The following is a 14,753-nucleotide window of genomic DNA, read 5'->3' on the forward strand; positions in this document are numbered from 1 at the left end:
TGTCTTTTGACCCGTATCAAGGCGCCCCGAGAAAGAGAATGCAATCTGCATGCATTCTTACCCTTCGAGCGTTATCGAGCGCCAGGGCGGCACGTGCCTTGACCTGCGTCAGTTCGACCGCGACGTCATTTCGTGCGGGTCGTCGCGGTCGATGAGGATCCGCTCCGCGGCCCCGTCGAGATCTTCGTACTGACCGCTTCGCAAGGCCCACAGGAACCCGCCCAGACCCAGCGCTCCCAGGAACAGGGCTACCGGAATGAGATAGATCAGCGTCGTCATGAGCGAGCCGCCTCGCTGAGATCGGCGCGGCGCTGGCGCAGGCCGACACCCTGCGATGCCGGTTTCACGACCCCCTGCAGCCGCATCGCGTTGGCGATGACGGCAAGCGAGGACGCCGACATCGCGATTGCGGCGATGAGCGGCGTCACATGCCCCGATATGGCGATCGGTACGGCAAACGCGTTATAGACGATGGCGATGGCGATGTTCTGGTGGATGAGCCGCCCTGCCTTGCGCGAAATATCGAGGGCTAGAGGGAGCGCCAGCAGGCTGTCGCGCAGGAAGACGAAGTCCGCGGCCTTGCGTCCGACATCGGCCGCGGTGGCGGGAGCGATCGAGACATGCGCTGCGCCGAGCGCCGGCGTGTCGTTGAGGCCGTCACCCACCATCAGCACCTTGTGGCCGGCCCGGCTCAGCGTCTCGATCCACTCCACCTTTCCGGATGGAAGCAGCGCCGGCACGAAATTCGAGATGCCCAACGTCCGGGCTACCTCACCACAGGCCTTTGCGGTGTCGCCGGAGAGCATCTCGACCGAAACGCCCGCATCCTTCAGCTTCTCGACAGCCGCCTTGGCGTCGGGACGCGTGGTGTCCTCGAAGGCGAAGGCTGCGACGATCCTGCCGTCTTTTGAAAGCACCGTCCCGCCATAGCCGCCTTTTTTGCCTTCGGCGCCAGTCCGGGCCTTCCACCCGGCCCATCCGCGCCTTCCCAGCCGCCATGTGCTGCCATCAGCGGTGGCCTCGATGCCAAAGCCTGGCTCTTCATGCACGGACCCGAGCCTACCGCGAAACCCGCCATGGGCGGCTATAGCCTGCGAGAACGGATGACGCGAATGCGCGGCCATGTCCGCTGCGATTGCCAGCATCACCGGGTCGATCGACGGCGCGTTGACCAGCCTTGGCCGTCCCAATGTCAGCGTTCCTGTTTTGTCGAACACAGCCCTGTCGATCGCGGCAAGGCGCTCCATGGCGGAGCCGTCCTTGACCATGACGCCAGCCTCGAAAAGCCGGCGCGCCGCGACCACCTGCACGATCGGCACGGCAAGACCGAGCGCGCACGGGCAGGTGATGATGAGCACGGCGATCGCGGTCGTCATCGACCGGTGCCAATCGCCCGACGCCGCCATCCAGCCAAGGAACGTTAAAAGGGCCGCCAGATGCACCACCGGCGCGTAGAGCGCGGAGACGCGGTCGGCGATCCTGCGATAGCGCGACCGGCCGCCCTCGGCGGCCTCCATCAGCCGCACCATTTCCGCCAGGAAAGAATCCTTGGCGGCGGCGGTCGCCTCCATTGTCAACGGTCCGGTGAGATTGAGCGTGCCGGCCTGGACATGTGTCCCCACACTTGCGGTCCCGGGGATGCTTTCGCCGGAAACCAGCGAGCAGTCGAGATCAGAGCTGCCGCCGAGGATGTCGCCGTCGACCGGTATGCGTTCGCCGGCCGCGATGAGCAACTGCATGCCCGGCTCGATTTCGCCGATCGGCAAGTAGTCGCGCGCTCCGTCAGCGCCCAGGACAACGGCGCCCCGTGCCGCCAGCCTCGACAGGCCGTTGACGGCCGTCCGAGCACGCTCCCGCATCATATGGTCCAACGTCCGGCCGATCAGCAGGAAGAAGAGCAGCGACACCGATGCATCGAAATAGGCGTGCGCGCCGTGGTTTATGGTCTCGTAGAGGCTCATCGCATAGGCGAGCGACACACCCACGGCGATCGGCACGTCCATGTTCATGCGGCCATGGCGCAGGGCGTTCGCCGCCGAGCGGAAATAGATGCCGCCGGCGAAGGCAAGCGCGGGGATGGCGATCAGCGCGGATACCCAATGAAACAGATCGCGCGTCGGCCCCTCGGCCCCGGACCAGACCGAAACCGACAGCAGCATGATGTTGCCCGCCGCGAAACCGGTGACCGCGACGGCGCGGATCAACCCGGCAAGGGTCTGGTCTTTCTCGTGCAGCTCGGGATCGAAAAGATGCGCTTTGTAACCCAACCGGCCGAGCCCGGCGAAAAATGGCGGGACATCGCCTCCATGCCAGCGGATCGAAACGCGTTTCGTCGACAGGTTGACGCGGACGCTCTCGACATTTTCCAGTTTGGCAAGCGCCGTTTCGATCGTCCGGATGCAGGCCGCGCAATGGACCGTCGGCACCGACAAGTCGGTCTGGTGAATGTCACTGCCCAAGGAACGGCTGGCCAGTTTGATCTCGTTGCTCGATGGCGGGACGGATGCGACGTCGCTTATGTCCAATGCCATCTCGGCGCCCGGTGCACAGCAGCTCATTGCAGCGCACCCTTGGAAATGATGATGCGACGCACGTCGCGGTAGGGTGCCGCCAGGCCCGCATCGGCATCGACCTCGACGATCCAGACGCCATCCTTCGGAGTATGCCTGGCGGCAAATTCCCGGGATGCATCAGGATTTGCGGACACCGCCGACAGAATGACGGCCTGATCCTGCGCCTCATACGCGGGATGACGAAACAGCACCTTGACGCTGTGGATGGGGACCGGCTTGCCGGCGGCATCGCGCAGGCCGTAGCGGACCTCGCCTGCGGCGATGGTCAGCTTGCCCGTCCAGCCAAGTGCTGCTTGCGCGCGACCCTCCTTGGCCTTCTCGTTGAATTGCTGGCTGGCCACATAGGTGTTTTCAACGACGAGACCGGTCCAGCTCGTGCCGGCCAGCGTCGCCATGGTCACGTTGACCCCGATCACGACGCCGAAGAAGGCAACAATGGTGAGCAGCATGTGCCTGCCGGTGAACTCCCGGACTTTCTGCGGAGGGGTGTTCATCTGGCGATCTCCGGTGCGTTGAACATTGCCGTGTATTCGGCGGACTCGACGCCGGCCTGATCCGCGATCCGGAACTTGAAGCTCATTGCAGCGCCGTCGATCTTGTTCCGCGGTTGGCGCACATAGACTTTGAGCACCTTCAGCCGGTCGGGTTCGACAAGCGTCGTAAATGACGTGGCGGCAGCAAGATCGTTGCCGACGGCGCTCATCTCGGCGCCCGGCAAGCCCTGCAGGCTGACGACGATCGTCCTCGGCTCCGGGATCATGTTCAGCAGCTTGAGAGTGTATCCGTTGCGGATCGAACCGTCGGACAGCGTGACGAATTGCGGGTTGCGGTCATGCAGCACGTTCAGCTCGAGCCGCTCTCGCGTGAGCAGCGAGTAGAGGAGGGCCAGCCCCACCGCCAACCATGAGGCAAGATAGATGTAGGTGCGCAGCCGGAAGATCTTGCGCAGGTGGAAGTGTGCCAACCCTTCTGAGAAGGCGCCGTCGGCGGTCCGCACGAGCGCCGGGTTTACCGGGGCGGTTCCGCCGGCGGTCGCAAGCGCCATGTTTGTGTTGTAGTCCGAAAGCGTCGCGTAGGAGATCAGCCCGCGCTCCCTGCCGAGCTTGTCCATGATGCTGTCGCAGGCGTCAATGCAGAGCGCGCAGGTGATGCATTCGAGCTGCTGACCGTCGCGGATATCGATGCCCATCGGGCAGACGGCGACGCAAGCATTACAATCCACGCAGTCGCCGACCGGCTGTCCGGCGGCAACGGCCTTCTTGGCATGACGCGAGCGCGGCTCGCCGCGCCAGTCGTTATAGGTGACGGTAAGCGAATTCTCGTCCAGCATGGCCGCCTGAATGCGCGGCCACGGACACATGTAGGTGCAGACCTGCTCGCGCATCAGTCCGCCGAACGTGTAGGTGGTCGCCGTCAGGACGCCGATGGTCGCATAGGCGACCGGGGCGCCGGTACCCTGAAAGACCTCGAGTGCCAGTGTCGGCGCATCGGCGAAATAGAAGATCCAGGCGCCGCCCGTGGCGGCCGCGATGAGCAGCCAAATGGCATGCTTGCTCGCCCGCAGCGCCAGCTTGCGCGCCGTCCACGGGGCCGCGTCGAGCTTCATGCGGGCATTGCGGTCGCCCTCGATCGCACGCTCGACCACCAGGAACAGATCGACCCAGACGGTCTGCGGGCAGGTATAGCCGCACCAGGCGCGTCCGACTGTCGATGTGATCAGGAACAGCCCAATTCCAGCCATCATGAGAAGACCGGCGACGTAGTAGAATTCCTGCGGCCAGATCTCGACGAAGAAGAAATAGAACCGACGGTTGGCAAGATCGAGCAGCACGGCCTGATCCGGGGCGAACGGCCCGCGGTCCCACCGCAGCCACGGCGCCAGGTAGTAGATGCCCAGCGTGATCGCCATCACCAGCCATTTGAACTGACGAAAGCGGCCGGAGGCGCGCTTCGGGAAGATCTTCTTGCGCGCGGCGTAGAGCGGCTGCCGCGTCCTGGCGGAGTTGACTGCTTCTGCCTCGAGCCGTTCTATCTGCGCTTGATCGAGCACCTGCATCTCCACTGGCGGCGAGCGGGGACGCCGCCTTGTCGGTCAGTGTTGTCGCAAGTCACGCCGGACTGCGTTGATGCAGGTCAAAATCCGGCGCGCGGAACAAGTCGAGGCCCGGCATGCCGGGCCTCGTCGCTTGGTCGGCCGGGGGCCGAGAATAGGCCCCGCTTCCTATTCTCCACCGCCAAGCGAATGGACGTAGACCGCCAATTCCTTGACCGTGGTCTGGCCAAGTCGCCCGATCCAGGCCGGCATGACGCCGTGTTTGGGCGCCCGGACCTGAGCGGCAATAGCCGCCTCACCGGACCCGTACAGCCAGATCGCGTCCGTTAGATCAGGCGCGCCGAATTCCCTATTGCCCTTGGCTTTCTCGCCGTGACAGGCCACGCAATTTTCGGCAAAAATCTTGGCGCCGGGCTCGACCAGGCTGGCATCCCGAACAGGGCCCGAAAGGCTGGCCACATAGGTGCTGACCTGAGTGATCTGTTCGGGCTGAAGGACCTCGACGAAGGCAGGCATCTCCGACTGCCTGGTGTCCGGGTCCGAGGCAAAGCGGATGCCGTGCGTGATCGTCTGCCGGATCTGGTCCGCCGTTCCGCCCCAAAGCCAGTCGTCGTCATCGAGGTTGGGGAAGCCTTTCGACCCTTGAGCGCCCGAGCCGTGGCATTGCACGCAATTGACCTTGAAAGCCGCTCCGCCGGCCGCGACCGCGAACTCGCGCAACGCGTCGTCGGCTGCAATTTCCGAAACCGTCTTGGACTGTATCGCCGTGACATACTTGGCTTTGGCGGCTTCCGCGGCAGCCAGTTCGTTCTTGACGTCATTGCGGCTGGAGAAGCCCAGCACGCCCCTGCTGGCGGAGGTAAGCATCGGCCATGCCGGATAGGCGATGGTGTAAGCGATCGCCCAGGCGATGGTGACGTAGAAGGTTGTCACCCACCATCTCGGCAACGGATTGTTGAGTTCCCTTATCCCGTCCCATTCGTGACCGGTTGTCGAAATGCCCGAGATTTCGTCGATATGCTCGTTGCTCATGATCAGTCGTCCTCGAGGGGGATCCGGGCAGCTTGATCAGCTTGCGCCCGGCCGCCAGGACGCAGGGCGAAGGCGATGCAGCCGACAAAAAACAGCGCCATGGCGAGCAGGCCCCAGCTGTCGGCGAATTCCCGCATCAGATTGTAATCCATGGTCATCCCCTTCAGCGGTAGCCGGCGGCTTCGTCGTAATTCTTGAAATCTACCAGCGTGCCGAGCATCTGCAGGTAGGCCACCAGCGCATCCATTTCGGTCACCTGCTGCGGATTGCCGTCGAAGTCGCCGGTCTTGGCCTTCGGATAGCGGGCTTCCAGGCCGGATGTGTCGGCGTTGGGATCGGCTTGTGCCATCAGGTCGGCATTGGCGTGGGCGATCATGTCGTCGCTGTAGGGCACGCCGACGCGACGGTTGGCGACGAGGTGCGTGGAGAAATCCTTCACCTCGATCGGCGTGTCCTTCAGGAAGGCATAGCTCGGCATGATGGATTCCGGCACGACGGAGCGCGGGTCGCTAAGATGCTGGACGTGCCAGCCGTTGGAATAGCGGTCGCCGACGCGCGCAAGGTCCGGACCGGTGCGTTTGGACCCCCATTGGAAGGGATGGTCGTACATCGACTCGGCCGCCAGGCTGTAATGGCCGTAGCGCTCCACCTCGTCGCGGAAAGGCCTGATCATCTGGCTGTGGCAGAGATAGCATCCCTCGCGCACATAGATGTTGCGTCCGGCGAGTTCGAGCGGCGAGTAGGGCCGCATGCCTTCGACCTTCTCGATGGTGTTATCGAGGTAGAAGAGCGGCGCGATCTCGACAATGCCGCCAACGGTCACGACCAGCAGGGAGCCGACGAGGAGAAGCGTGGCGTTCCTCTCGATAAGCGCGTGTTTGTCCATCAGGCCCATGTCTGGCTCCTTATTCGGCAGGCTGGAACACGGGCACCGAGCCCGGCATCGGTTGTTCTTCACGCTGATAGCCGAGGATGGTCATGGTGACGTTCCAGGCCATGACCAGCATGCCGGAGAGATACATGGCGCCGCCGGCGGCGCGCATGATGTAGTAGGGATGCATGGCGGCGACGGTTTCGGCGAAGGAGTAGACCAGGAAGCCCTGCTCGTCGTATTCGCGCCACATCAGGCCCTGCATGATGCCGGAAACCCACATGACCGCGGCGTAGACAACGATGCCGAGCGTCGCCAGCCAGAAGTGCCAGGTGACGAGGCGCAGCGAATAAAGCCGTTCGCGGTTCCACAGTTTCGGCACCATGTAGTAGATCGCGCCGAAGGTGATCAGGCCGACCCAGCCGAGCGCGCCCGAGTGGACATGGCCGATCGTCCAGTCGGTGTAGTGCGAGAGCGAGTTGACCGCCTTGATCGACATCATCGGGCCCTCGAAGGTCGACATGCCGTAGAAGGCGATGGCCGCCACCATCATGCGAATGATCGGGTCGGTGCGGATCTTGTCCCAGGCGCCGGAGAGCGTCATCAGGCCGTTGATCATGCCGCCCCATGACGGCATCCACAGCATGATCGAGAACACCATCCCAAGCGTCTGCGCCCAGTCGGGCAGGGCGGTGTAGTGGAGGTGGTGCGGCCCGGCCCAGATATAAAGGAAGATCAGCGCCCAAAAGTGGATGATCGACAGGCGGTACGAATAAACCGGTCGGTTCGCCTGTTTCGGGACAAAGTAATACATCATGCCGAGGAAGCCGGCGGTGAGGAAGAAGCCGACGGCATTGTGACCGTACCACCACTGCGTCAGCGCGTCCTGGACGCCCGAGAAGGCCGAATAGCTCTTCGAGCCGAGGAACGAAGCGGGCATCGATAAATTGTTGACCACATGCAGCATCGCGATGGTCACGATGAAGGAGAGGTAGAACCAGTTGGCGACGTAGATGTGCGGTTCCTTGCGCTTCAATATGGTGCCTAGGAACAGGACCAGATAGGCGACCCAGACGATGGTCAGCCAGATGTCGACATACCATTCGGGCTCGGCATATTCGCGGCTCTCGGTAATGCCCAGCAGGTAGCCCGTCGCCGCCATGACGATGAAGAGCTGATAACCCCAGAACACGAACCAGGCGAGATTGCCGCCGAAAAGCCGGGCACGGCACGTGCGCTGGACGACATAGAGCGAGGTGCAAAGAAGCGCATTGCCGCCGAAGGCGAAGACGACGCCGGAGGTATGAACCGGTCGCAATCGGCCGAAATTGAACCAGGGCTGAACGTCGAGTTGAGGATAGGCGAGCTGTAACGCGATGACCACGCCGACCAGCATGCCGACGACGCCCCAAAACACGGTTGCAATCGCACCGTAGCGAATGGGGCCATCCATGTAGGCAGAGGGATCAATCGGGGCCGTCTTCAAATCCGAATTGCGCAGCAGGACCGCCGTGAAGCCAGCCAGGGTAAAAAACAGCACCCACATATGCTGCCGGAACGGCACGTCCACGCCGAAACCGGCCGCCACCAGGGCCGCAAACGCGAACAAGCTTAGGAGGACAATTTCTGTGCCGAATTTCATGAGGCAGCCCCGAGTGCGAAACCGATGTGCGGGATGTGATCGTTCGCATCAATTCCGCAGCCGGCGGCCAGACGCCTTGATCCAGGTCAAAGTCCGGGCTTTGCCCACTCGGACAATCTTGGCGCATCGCGGAGCCTGTCGCTCGGCCATTGCATCCCCCTTGGTCAGATGCCGCCGGACGCACCACTAATCTCGCCAGGGTCGCGGGCGTTCGTTCCAGACACCTTGATCAAAATCAAAGCTCCGGTGACGAGACATGGTCAAACTGCCGGCCATGCAAAAGGCAGCGACCGTAGACATCAAACCGGAACTGAGCGCGAGTCTGGGCGAGAGCGTGCCGCGCTACACGAGCTATCCGACGGCGCCGCATTTTCACGCAGGCGTGGACGCGATAACGGTTCGTGGCTGGATGGACGCGCTTGAGGGTGATGATGAAATATCGCTCTATTTGCACATTCCCTATTGCGACAAGCTATGCTGGTTCTGCGCCTGCCATACGAAGATGACGCGGCACTATGCGCCGGTAGCCACTTTCCTGCGTTCGCTGCATAGCGAGATAGAGACTGTAGGGAATCTCGTAAGTGGTAAGGGGAGGGTGCGCGCTGTCCATTTCGGCGGCGGCTCGCCGACCATGCTGAAGCCTCAAGACATCCTGGCGCTTGGCAAAGCCTTGCGGGACCGGTTCGATCTTTTCGATGACGTCAGGCTGATGACGATGGTGCCGACGAAAAGATTGAGGATCATGCAAGGACATTGGCTCCGCGGGCGGAACTTTCCTTGCTCAAAATCAAGCCTCGGCGGCTTTTTGCAGAGTTGGGCTATTCGCCCGCGGAGGCCGTGACGGGGCCGACGCGAGAGAACATGGCAAGCTTCAGGCTTGTCGCGATCCGATGCGCGCGTTCGACAAAAACCGCTGCGATTTGCGGGGCGAAAAGTTCGCCTGCCGTCTCGCCAAAGAGCGCCAGCCAGATGTCGAAATCGGCTTCGGTGACCTCGCTGAGCTTCAGATGCGCCGGCACCGGCCGGCCATGATAGTCGCCGCTCTTGAGGATGACCGAGCACCAGAAGTCGGTCATCTTCTCAAGATGAGGTTCCCAATCGCCGGTGATCTCTCTGGCGAAAACAGGCCCTAGGCGCCGGTCTTTGCGGACTTTGGAATAGAAGGTGCGAACCAACGTTCCAATCGAGGCCCGGTCGACGCCGGAGTCGCGCAGCGGCTCTTCGGCAATGGGGCGTATCCTGTCAGCCAAGGCTGATTTCAAGGTCATTCAAGTCCCCCGTGTTTCTGACTTTCCTAGGCCAAGCCCAGGCTGCGAAGGGTGGCCTGCAGAAAACCTGGCGGGTCGCGAACAAGCCGGAAACCCAGATTGTCTGGTGGCGTGCCGACGGCGCAGCCGCCGCTTTTTCCGTCGCGGATGAAGTTCGACATGTATGTGCGGTGGAAGCCTTCCACAACATGCACGCCGCAATTGCTGACCGAGCTGGCAATCTGCGTGCCGCCGCCGGACATCGTCACATGCACATAGCAGGTCGAGGTCCATTCCCAGACGTTGCCGGCAATGTCCGCGAGACCTCTTGAATTGGTGCCGAAGGATCCGAGGGCTCTCGGCTCGGGGTCAGGTTTCCGCGCGAGGGCGGCCTCGGTGCGGTACTGTGCGAGCCACCGGCGTGCCGGATTGTTCGGATCACCTTCGCCGCCCTCGATGTCGGCACGGAATCTTTCGCCGGCCGCATAGGCCCACTCCGTGTCCGTCGGCAGCCGCCATGTCTCGCCCGTGCGCGCCGACAACCACGACGCATAGGCTTGCGCGTCCATAAAACTGACGCCGGTGATCGGAAGGTTGCCGACCAGCACCGAGTCGGCGGGTTTGCAGCCACCTTCCGCCACGCATTGCTCGTATTCCGAAGCGCTTACCTGAAACTTCATGATCTGCAGCGGCGAAACGATGCTCTCCTTCGAGATAGGCGCCGCGACGGGATGACTGTCTTGAAGGAATTCGCCGGGCTGCGGGTGGTTGAAGGAACCAGGGTCCAGGACGACCATCTCGCTGGCCGTGGCAGCAGGTGCGGGTCGGGCCGGCATGATGCCGACCGTGTGGCTCACGCCCAGACCGATGAGCGCGGCAGCCGTCATCGTTCCGAATGTGAAGACTGGATCGAAAGACATGATTCACCCCGGAGATTGCAACCCACCGGCTCTGCCGGCGGGTTGCATGTGAAAAACGGGCGTGCTCGCCTATGAGGCTATTGCCTTGGGCGCCTCGATCTGTGTCATAAGGTCGTCGTTCCAGCTTCCGTCGACCATAAAGTGCGCGGTTGCGCCAAGCTCCACCGCCTCGATCAGATTGTGGTTGACATAGGCATAGATGCCGGGCTGCAGGAATGTGTACAGCGCCGCACCGGCCGACCCGCCACGGATGAACCAGGTTTCGAGATCCTTGGCCGGAGGATTGGCGAACTTGCCCTGTTCCCAGACAAAGTCGCCGTGACCGCCGATCAGGTGCGGACGCGTGTCCCGGTTGGCCTGCGAATGGACGATCAGCACGGTTTCGCCGACCTTGGCCTTCATGGCTTTTTCGCCGGTCAGCGATCCCGCCTTGCCGTTGAACACGACATGGGTCGGGATCAGCCCGCGCATCACCTTCACCGTGTCGTCGTAGTTGTCGCCGGCCGAGTCGTACTTCTTGAATTTTCCCTGCTCGTCGCGAGGGATGTAGAAGTCGTTCTCGCCGATATAGTAGATGCGGTCATAGCGAACGGGTTTGCCCTTGTCGTCCTTGAGGCCGTCGCGCGGCAGAACCATCACGGCTCCGCTCATACCCGAGACGACGTGCCAGGGGATCATCGCTCCGCCGGGCGCGCAGTGGTAGACGAATGTGCCGGGCCGTGTCGCCTTGAAGCGCAGCGTCACCTGCTCACCGGGATTGATCAGCGTCAGACCGCCGCCGCCGAGGGCGCCGGTCGAGGCATGAAAATCGATGTTATGGGCAAGCGTGTTGGTATCGGGATTGATCAGGGTGAGCTCGACATAGTCGCCTTCGTGCACGACCATAAGAGGGCCGGGTATCGAGCCATTGTAGGTCATGGCGTTGAGTTGCGTGCCTTCGGCGTCGATCACAACCGGCTTTTCCTCGATCGTCATGGTGAATTCGACGACCTTCGGCCCGCCCTTGGCTATCTGGTCGTGCGCGTGCACGAAGGGCGGCGCGATGAGGGTCACCTTTTCGCGTGGCAGTCCGGCGACGTCCTTGGCACTCGCCACGGCCGGCATCGCGCCAATGGTGGCCACTGCCGCCGCGGTGAGAACAGAGCCCAACAAAGCTTCGCGTCTCGTAAGCATCTCAATCTCCTTGGTTTCAACCATCGATGCCGCCAGAATAGCTTTTGTGTCGGGCGCGTCTTTGCGCTGGAGCAAATCCCAGGTACTTGCCGAAGATTGCGCTGATCTTTCTAAGAGGGAACGAACCGGTCGCGCCGGGATTCAGCGAAATGGCCGGACCAGACCTCTCCTCAGGTCTGTCCGGCCACCGCCCCCGGCGTGGCGAGCCGGGGGGGTCACAAAAAAGAAGGCTCAGTTGGAGGCGGTTTTGCTGGCTTCGGCGAACAGCTCCGCGAATACCGGCTTGGCCTTTCCGATCTGCTTGACTGCTTCCGCCGCCTCAAGGTTGACGGGCTTGCCGACGACGATCAGAGCCACCATGCCCATGCCGTAATGGGGAGCGCATTTCACGCCGTAGACACCTTCCTTGGTGAGGGTCACGGTAATCTCCTCGCTGGGCTTGCCTTTGAAAGGCTCGGCGCCCTCGGGAATCATGTCCTTGATGCTCTCGGCATCGTGGCCCTTGTCGGTCGGCACGAACTTGATCGTGTCGCCGGGTGCTGCGCGCACAAAGGCGGGCTGGAAGACCATCGCGCCCTTCTCTCCCTTGTTCAGCATTTGCACGACATGTTCTTCGGCATTTGCGGCGCCGACGATGGAGAACAACGCGATCGCCGCGGCAATCAGGGGCAGCTTCATGGAAGGTCCTTTCTTGGTTTCGTCACGGTATCAACCGTTGCGGACCTTCTACGTCATTGGATGATGCTGCGATTTGCGCTGGCGCAAATTCGTCAGTGAAAATGTAAGCGGGAAGCAATATTAACCGGACGGACAGTCGCGCTTGCCGGTTCGTCAGGAGGTGGCGCCCTTTGCTCGCCGTGCCTGCAGGCGCGGTCGCACGAGCATTCCGCCGAAAAGGCAGAGATAGCCGACGAAGGCGGCAATCCAGAGCGCTGCAGCCATATGGAGAAGGATCGCCACGGCCGGTGCGAATGCGGCGGCGATGCGCAAGATGGCTGCCAGCACGATTGCAGCGAAGACCAATGATGTGCCGATGCTTGCCCTAAGCTCACGTCCGGTATGGCCGAGCGTGGCGCGCGCCATGACGGCCAGCGTCATGCAGGCCAATGCTCCGACACCGAAGGCATGGACGCCGGCCACCGGAGAAATCTCCTCCGGAAAGAACACGGCAAGACCGGCAAGCAGGAAGCCTGTCGGCACGAAGGCAAAGGCGACGTGCAGGATCAGCACCAAGGGGTCCGCCAAGGTACGGTCGCCGGCCCAACGCCCGAGCCGAACGGCATTGAGAATGGCCCCGCCCACCAACATAACGCCGGTGCCAGCGCGATCGGGAAAGAAAGCCCAGCCCAGCAAGCCGATTGCTGACAGCGCGATCGTTCCAATGTCGAACGTGCCGAATGACGCCGGCAGGCGGCCCGGCCTTTCGCGCGCCAGCCAATTGCGCGTGAAACTCGGAACGATGCGTCCGCCGATGATCATGACGAGGACGACGGCAGCCCCAAGCCCTAGCCGGCGGCTTACGTCCGACAGGCCGTGATAGTGGGCTTCGGCGTGGAACATGGCGTTCGCCGCCAGAAGCGCCGTCACGGGCAGGAGCACTTTGAGGTTCCGCCAATTTCGACCGGCGATGATTTCGGTTGCGGCGGCTGCGACAACCGCGAGAAGAAAGGCGCAGTCGATCACGGCGCTCGGCAGCCATCCCGTCTCCGCCGAGAAGAAGACGGCAAACCGTCCTGCGACCCAGAGCAATACCAGCGCCAGCAGTGGAAGACCCTGCACGGGCAGACGTCCGGTCCAGTTCGGGATCGCAGTGAGCAGGAAGCCGGTCATAATTGCGGTCAGATAACCGAACAGCAGCTCGTGTATATGCCAGTCGACGGGCGACAGGAGGCTGAAAGTTTTGAGCTTGCCGTAATACAGCGGCAGCCAGAAAAGAACGGCGACAACCGCCTGCAGCGAACCGAGCAGGAAAAACGGCCGGAAGCCGTAGGAAAGAATTGCCGGACCAGCGCTTGGCCGCGTGCGCGGGACTGCCATGACACACCTCGTAGAATTGCAAGCGGGCGCCGCGCGTATGTCGACGGTCGCCCCTGCCAAGTCTTTAGCCTGACCCGCCAAAAGGAATTTGCCCCAACGCAAACAAGATCGGAAATCTGGAGGCACGGCGATGGCTTGCGCCACTTGCCGCCAGTCGGCCGGCCGTGAGACAGTCCGGCTGGAACGATATGGACGCATTTTGGGGCGATCAGGCCGAGGAGAACATGGTTGGCTAGTCTGGATCGCTCGCTGATTGCCGGGCTCCCTGTTTTCGAGGGCATCGCCGCCGCGGATCTCGACCGCATCGTCGGGCAGGCGAAGTCGATCAGAATTGCGAAGGATCGGCCGGTGTTCGAGCAGGAGCAGGAAGCGCATTCCTTTTTCCTGCTGCTGGACGGCCATGTGCGCGTTGTGAAATCGACGCCGGATGGTCACGACGTGACTGTCCGTTACATAAGTCCGGGTGAACTGATGGGCATCGCCCACGCTCTGGGCCGCACCACTTATCCGGCAAACGCGATTGCCGCCGCCGATTGCGTGGTCCTGGCCTGGCCAAGCCAGCTCTGGCCGACATTCGCAGCCAGTTTTCCCAGTTTCAGTGCCAACACATACAAGGCCGTAGGCACAAGGCTGCAGGAAGCGCACACGCGAGTCGTCGAGATGTCCACCCAACAGGTGGAACAGCGAGTGGCGCACGCGCTGCTCAAGCTGGTCAAGCAGTCGGGCAGAAAGACGGAGGAGGGGATCTCGATCGATTTTCCGATCTCCCGCCAGGACATCGCCGAGATGACCGGAACGACACTCCATACAGTCAGCCGGCTGCTCTCGGCGTGGGAAGACCAGGGGCTGGTCAAAAGCGGGCGTCAGAAGGTGACCGTGGTCGAACCGCACCGGCTCCTCCTGGTCGCGGACGGCCGCTCGGAAAAAGGCTAGTCCGGCTCGCCGGCATTTATCGCCGCCAGCAGGTCGCAGCGTAGGCTTTCTTCGCTAAGATCGTGCTCCCGTGCTGCATCGGAAATGGTGTGAAACGAGGCGATGGGGCAACCGACGCAAAGCATGCCATGCTGAAGCACGATCCGGATCGCCGCCGGCGCCTTCCGCATGATTTCGTCCATCGTAGTATCGTCGCTGAATTTGCGTTTCATGGCACTTGTCCGAATTAAATGCGGACATCGTGCGTCTTCTTTTCGGGGTGTTCGTTGCGC

15 protein-coding genes and 1 pseudogene are annotated in these 14,753 nt (G+C 62.3%); 2 read left to right on the forward strand and 14 right to left on the reverse strand.

Translation table 11 applies throughout. The features are described 5' to 3' along the window. Positions 1–108 precede the first annotated feature (108 nt). The 8 genes from ccoS to ccoN form a co-directional block, all read right to left on the reverse strand. Positions 109–279: a cbb3-type cytochrome oxidase assembly protein CcoS gene (gene ccoS, locus FJ974_RS06780; protein WP_140533969.1), complete on the reverse strand. Its 171-nt coding sequence runs from the start codon at positions 277–279 to the stop codon at positions 109–111. Then, a complete protein-coding gene (locus FJ974_RS06785) occupies positions 276–2,558 on the reverse strand; it encodes a cation-translocating P-type ATPase (RefSeq protein ID WP_140533970.1) in 2,283 nt (760 codons plus the stop codon). The genes ccoS and FJ974_RS06785 overlap by 4 nt, the downstream gene beginning before the upstream one ends. After that, on the reverse strand, positions 2,555–3,067 hold the full coding sequence (locus tag FJ974_RS06790) for a FixH family protein (protein ID WP_140533971.1): 513 nt from the start codon (positions 3,065–3,067) through the stop codon (positions 2,555–2,557). Before FJ974_RS06790 ends, FJ974_RS06785 begins: the two co-directional genes overlap by 4 nt. Next, a complete protein-coding gene (ccoG, locus tag FJ974_RS06795) occupies positions 3,064–4,629 on the reverse strand; it encodes a cytochrome c oxidase accessory protein CcoG (protein WP_140533972.1) in 1,566 nt (521 codons plus the stop codon). The genes FJ974_RS06790 and ccoG overlap by 4 nt, the downstream gene beginning before the upstream one ends. A 165-nt stretch (positions 4,630–4,794) precedes the next feature. Continuing rightward, positions 4,795–5,658, reverse strand: coding sequence for a cytochrome-c oxidase, cbb3-type subunit III (ccoP, locus tag FJ974_RS06800; protein WP_140533973.1), 864 nt, complete (start codon positions 5,656–5,658; stop codon positions 4,795–4,797). Between the two features lie 2 nt (positions 5,659–5,660). Next, the gene (locus FJ974_RS06805; protein WP_140533974.1) at positions 5,661–5,810 is read right to left on the reverse strand and encodes a cbb3-type cytochrome c oxidase subunit 3; all 150 of its coding nucleotides are present in this window, start codon (positions 5,808–5,810) and stop codon (positions 5,661–5,663) included. Positions 5,811–5,821: 11 nt separating this feature from the next. Continuing rightward, positions 5,822–6,553 (reverse strand): cytochrome-c oxidase, cbb3-type subunit II, encoded by a 732-nt coding sequence (gene ccoO, locus FJ974_RS06810; RefSeq protein ID WP_140533975.1) that lies wholly within the window; start codon positions 6,551–6,553, stop codon positions 5,822–5,824. 10 nt (positions 6,554–6,563) lie between these two features. Beyond that, positions 6,564–8,171, reverse strand: coding sequence for a cytochrome-c oxidase, cbb3-type subunit I (gene ccoN / locus FJ974_RS06815; RefSeq protein ID WP_140533976.1), 1,608 nt, complete (start codon positions 8,169–8,171; stop codon positions 6,564–6,566). Between the two features lie 298 nt (positions 8,172–8,469). On the opposite strand from ccoN, the pseudogene FJ974_RS06820 reads away from it, so the two are divergent. Beyond that, positions 8,470–8,880, forward strand: a pseudogene (locus FJ974_RS06820) (radical SAM protein); the annotation flags it as partial. 109 nt (positions 8,881–8,989) lie between these two features. Here FJ974_RS06820 and FJ974_RS06825 read toward each other — a convergent pair. From FJ974_RS06825 to FJ974_RS06845, 5 genes are all read right to left on the reverse strand, one after another. Next, positions 8,990–9,439, reverse strand: coding sequence for a group III truncated hemoglobin (locus FJ974_RS06825; RefSeq protein WP_140533977.1), 450 nt, complete (start codon positions 9,437–9,439; stop codon positions 8,990–8,992). A 26-nt stretch (positions 9,440–9,465) separates the two neighbouring features. Further along, entirely contained in the window at positions 9,466–10,305 is an 840-nt protein-coding gene (locus FJ974_RS06830; RefSeq protein ID WP_226891506.1) for an SUMF1/EgtB/PvdO family nonheme iron enzyme, read from the reverse strand. 102 nt (positions 10,306–10,407) lie between these two features. Continuing rightward, positions 10,408–11,511 (reverse strand): copper-containing nitrite reductase, encoded by a 1,104-nt coding sequence (gene nirK / locus FJ974_RS06835; protein ID WP_140533979.1) that lies wholly within the window; start codon positions 11,509–11,511, stop codon positions 10,408–10,410. 231 nt (positions 11,512–11,742) lie between these two features. Then, on the reverse strand, positions 11,743–12,189 hold the full coding sequence (locus FJ974_RS06840; RefSeq protein WP_140533980.1) for a pseudoazurin: 447 nt from the start codon (positions 12,187–12,189) through the stop codon (positions 11,743–11,745). A gap of 153 nt (positions 12,190–12,342) precedes the next feature. Continuing rightward, positions 12,343–13,548 (reverse strand): NnrS family protein, encoded by a 1,206-nt coding sequence (locus FJ974_RS06845; RefSeq protein ID WP_140533981.1) that lies wholly within the window; start codon positions 13,546–13,548, stop codon positions 12,343–12,345. A gap of 228 nt (positions 13,549–13,776) precedes the next feature. Between FJ974_RS06845 and FJ974_RS06850 the strand changes: the two genes are divergently transcribed. After that, the gene (locus FJ974_RS06850) at positions 13,777–14,481 is read left to right on the forward strand and encodes a Crp/Fnr family transcriptional regulator (protein ID WP_140533982.1); all 705 of its coding nucleotides are present in this window, start codon (positions 13,777–13,779) and stop codon (positions 14,479–14,481) included. Here the strand turns inward: FJ974_RS06850 and FJ974_RS06855 are convergent. Beyond that, the gene (locus FJ974_RS06855; protein WP_140533983.1) at positions 14,478–14,693 is read right to left on the reverse strand and encodes a DUF1858 domain-containing protein; all 216 of its coding nucleotides are present in this window, start codon (positions 14,691–14,693) and stop codon (positions 14,478–14,480) included. The genes FJ974_RS06850 and FJ974_RS06855 overlap by 4 nt on opposite strands. Between the last annotated feature and the right edge of the window lie 60 nt (positions 14,694–14,753).

This window comes from Mesorhizobium sp. B1-1-8 (assembly GCF_006442795.2).
Taxonomy (GTDB): domain Bacteria; phylum Pseudomonadota; class Alphaproteobacteria; order Rhizobiales; family Rhizobiaceae; genus Mesorhizobium.

Excerpts from the sequence above, each read along its gene's own strand:
- FJ974_RS06830 (WP_226891506.1), bottom strand. The coding sequence starts at position 10,305 with ATGACGGCTGCCGCGCTCATCGGTCTGGGCGTGAGCCACACGGTCGGC.
- ccoN (WP_140533976.1), bottom strand. The coding sequence starts at position 8,171 with ATGAAATTCGGCACAGAAATTGTCCTCCTAAGCTTGTTCGCGTTTGCG.
- FJ974_RS06785 (WP_140533970.1), bottom strand. The coding sequence starts at position 2,558 with ATGAGCTGCTGTGCACCGGGCGCCGAGATGGCATTGGACATAAGCGAC.
- nirK (WP_140533979.1), bottom strand. The coding sequence starts at position 11,511 with ATGCTTACGAGACGCGAAGCTTTGTTGGGCTCTGTTCTCACCGCGGCG.
- ccoP (WP_140533973.1), bottom strand. The coding sequence starts at position 5,658 with ATGAGCAACGAGCATATCGACGAAATCTCGGGCATTTCGACAACCGGT.
- ccoS (WP_140533969.1), bottom strand. The coding sequence starts at position 279 with ATGACGACGCTGATCTATCTCATTCCGGTAGCCCTGTTCCTGGGAGCG.
- ccoG (WP_140533972.1), bottom strand. The coding sequence starts at position 4,629 with ATGCAGGTGCTCGATCAAGCGCAGATAGAACGGCTCGAGGCAGAAGCA.
- ccoO (WP_140533975.1), bottom strand. The coding sequence starts at position 6,553 with ATGGGCCTGATGGACAAACACGCGCTTATCGAGAGGAACGCCACGCTT.
- FJ974_RS06790 (WP_140533971.1), bottom strand. The coding sequence starts at position 3,067 with ATGAACACCCCTCCGCAGAAAGTCCGGGAGTTCACCGGCAGGCACATG.
- FJ974_RS06805 (WP_140533974.1), bottom strand. The coding sequence starts at position 5,810 with ATGGATTACAATCTGATGCGGGAATTCGCCGACAGCTGGGGCCTGCTC.
- FJ974_RS06840 (WP_140533980.1), bottom strand. The coding sequence starts at position 12,189 with ATGAAGCTGCCCCTGATTGCCGCGGCGATCGCGTTGTTCTCCATCGTC.
- FJ974_RS06825 (WP_140533977.1), bottom strand. The coding sequence starts at position 9,439 with ATGACCTTGAAATCAGCCTTGGCTGACAGGATACGCCCCATTGCCGAA.
- FJ974_RS06845 (WP_140533981.1), bottom strand. The coding sequence starts at position 13,548 with ATGGCAGTCCCGCGCACGCGGCCAAGCGCTGGTCCGGCAATTCTTTCC.
- FJ974_RS06855 (WP_140533983.1), bottom strand. The coding sequence starts at position 14,693 with ATGAAACGCAAATTCAGCGACGATACTACGATGGACGAAATCATGCGG.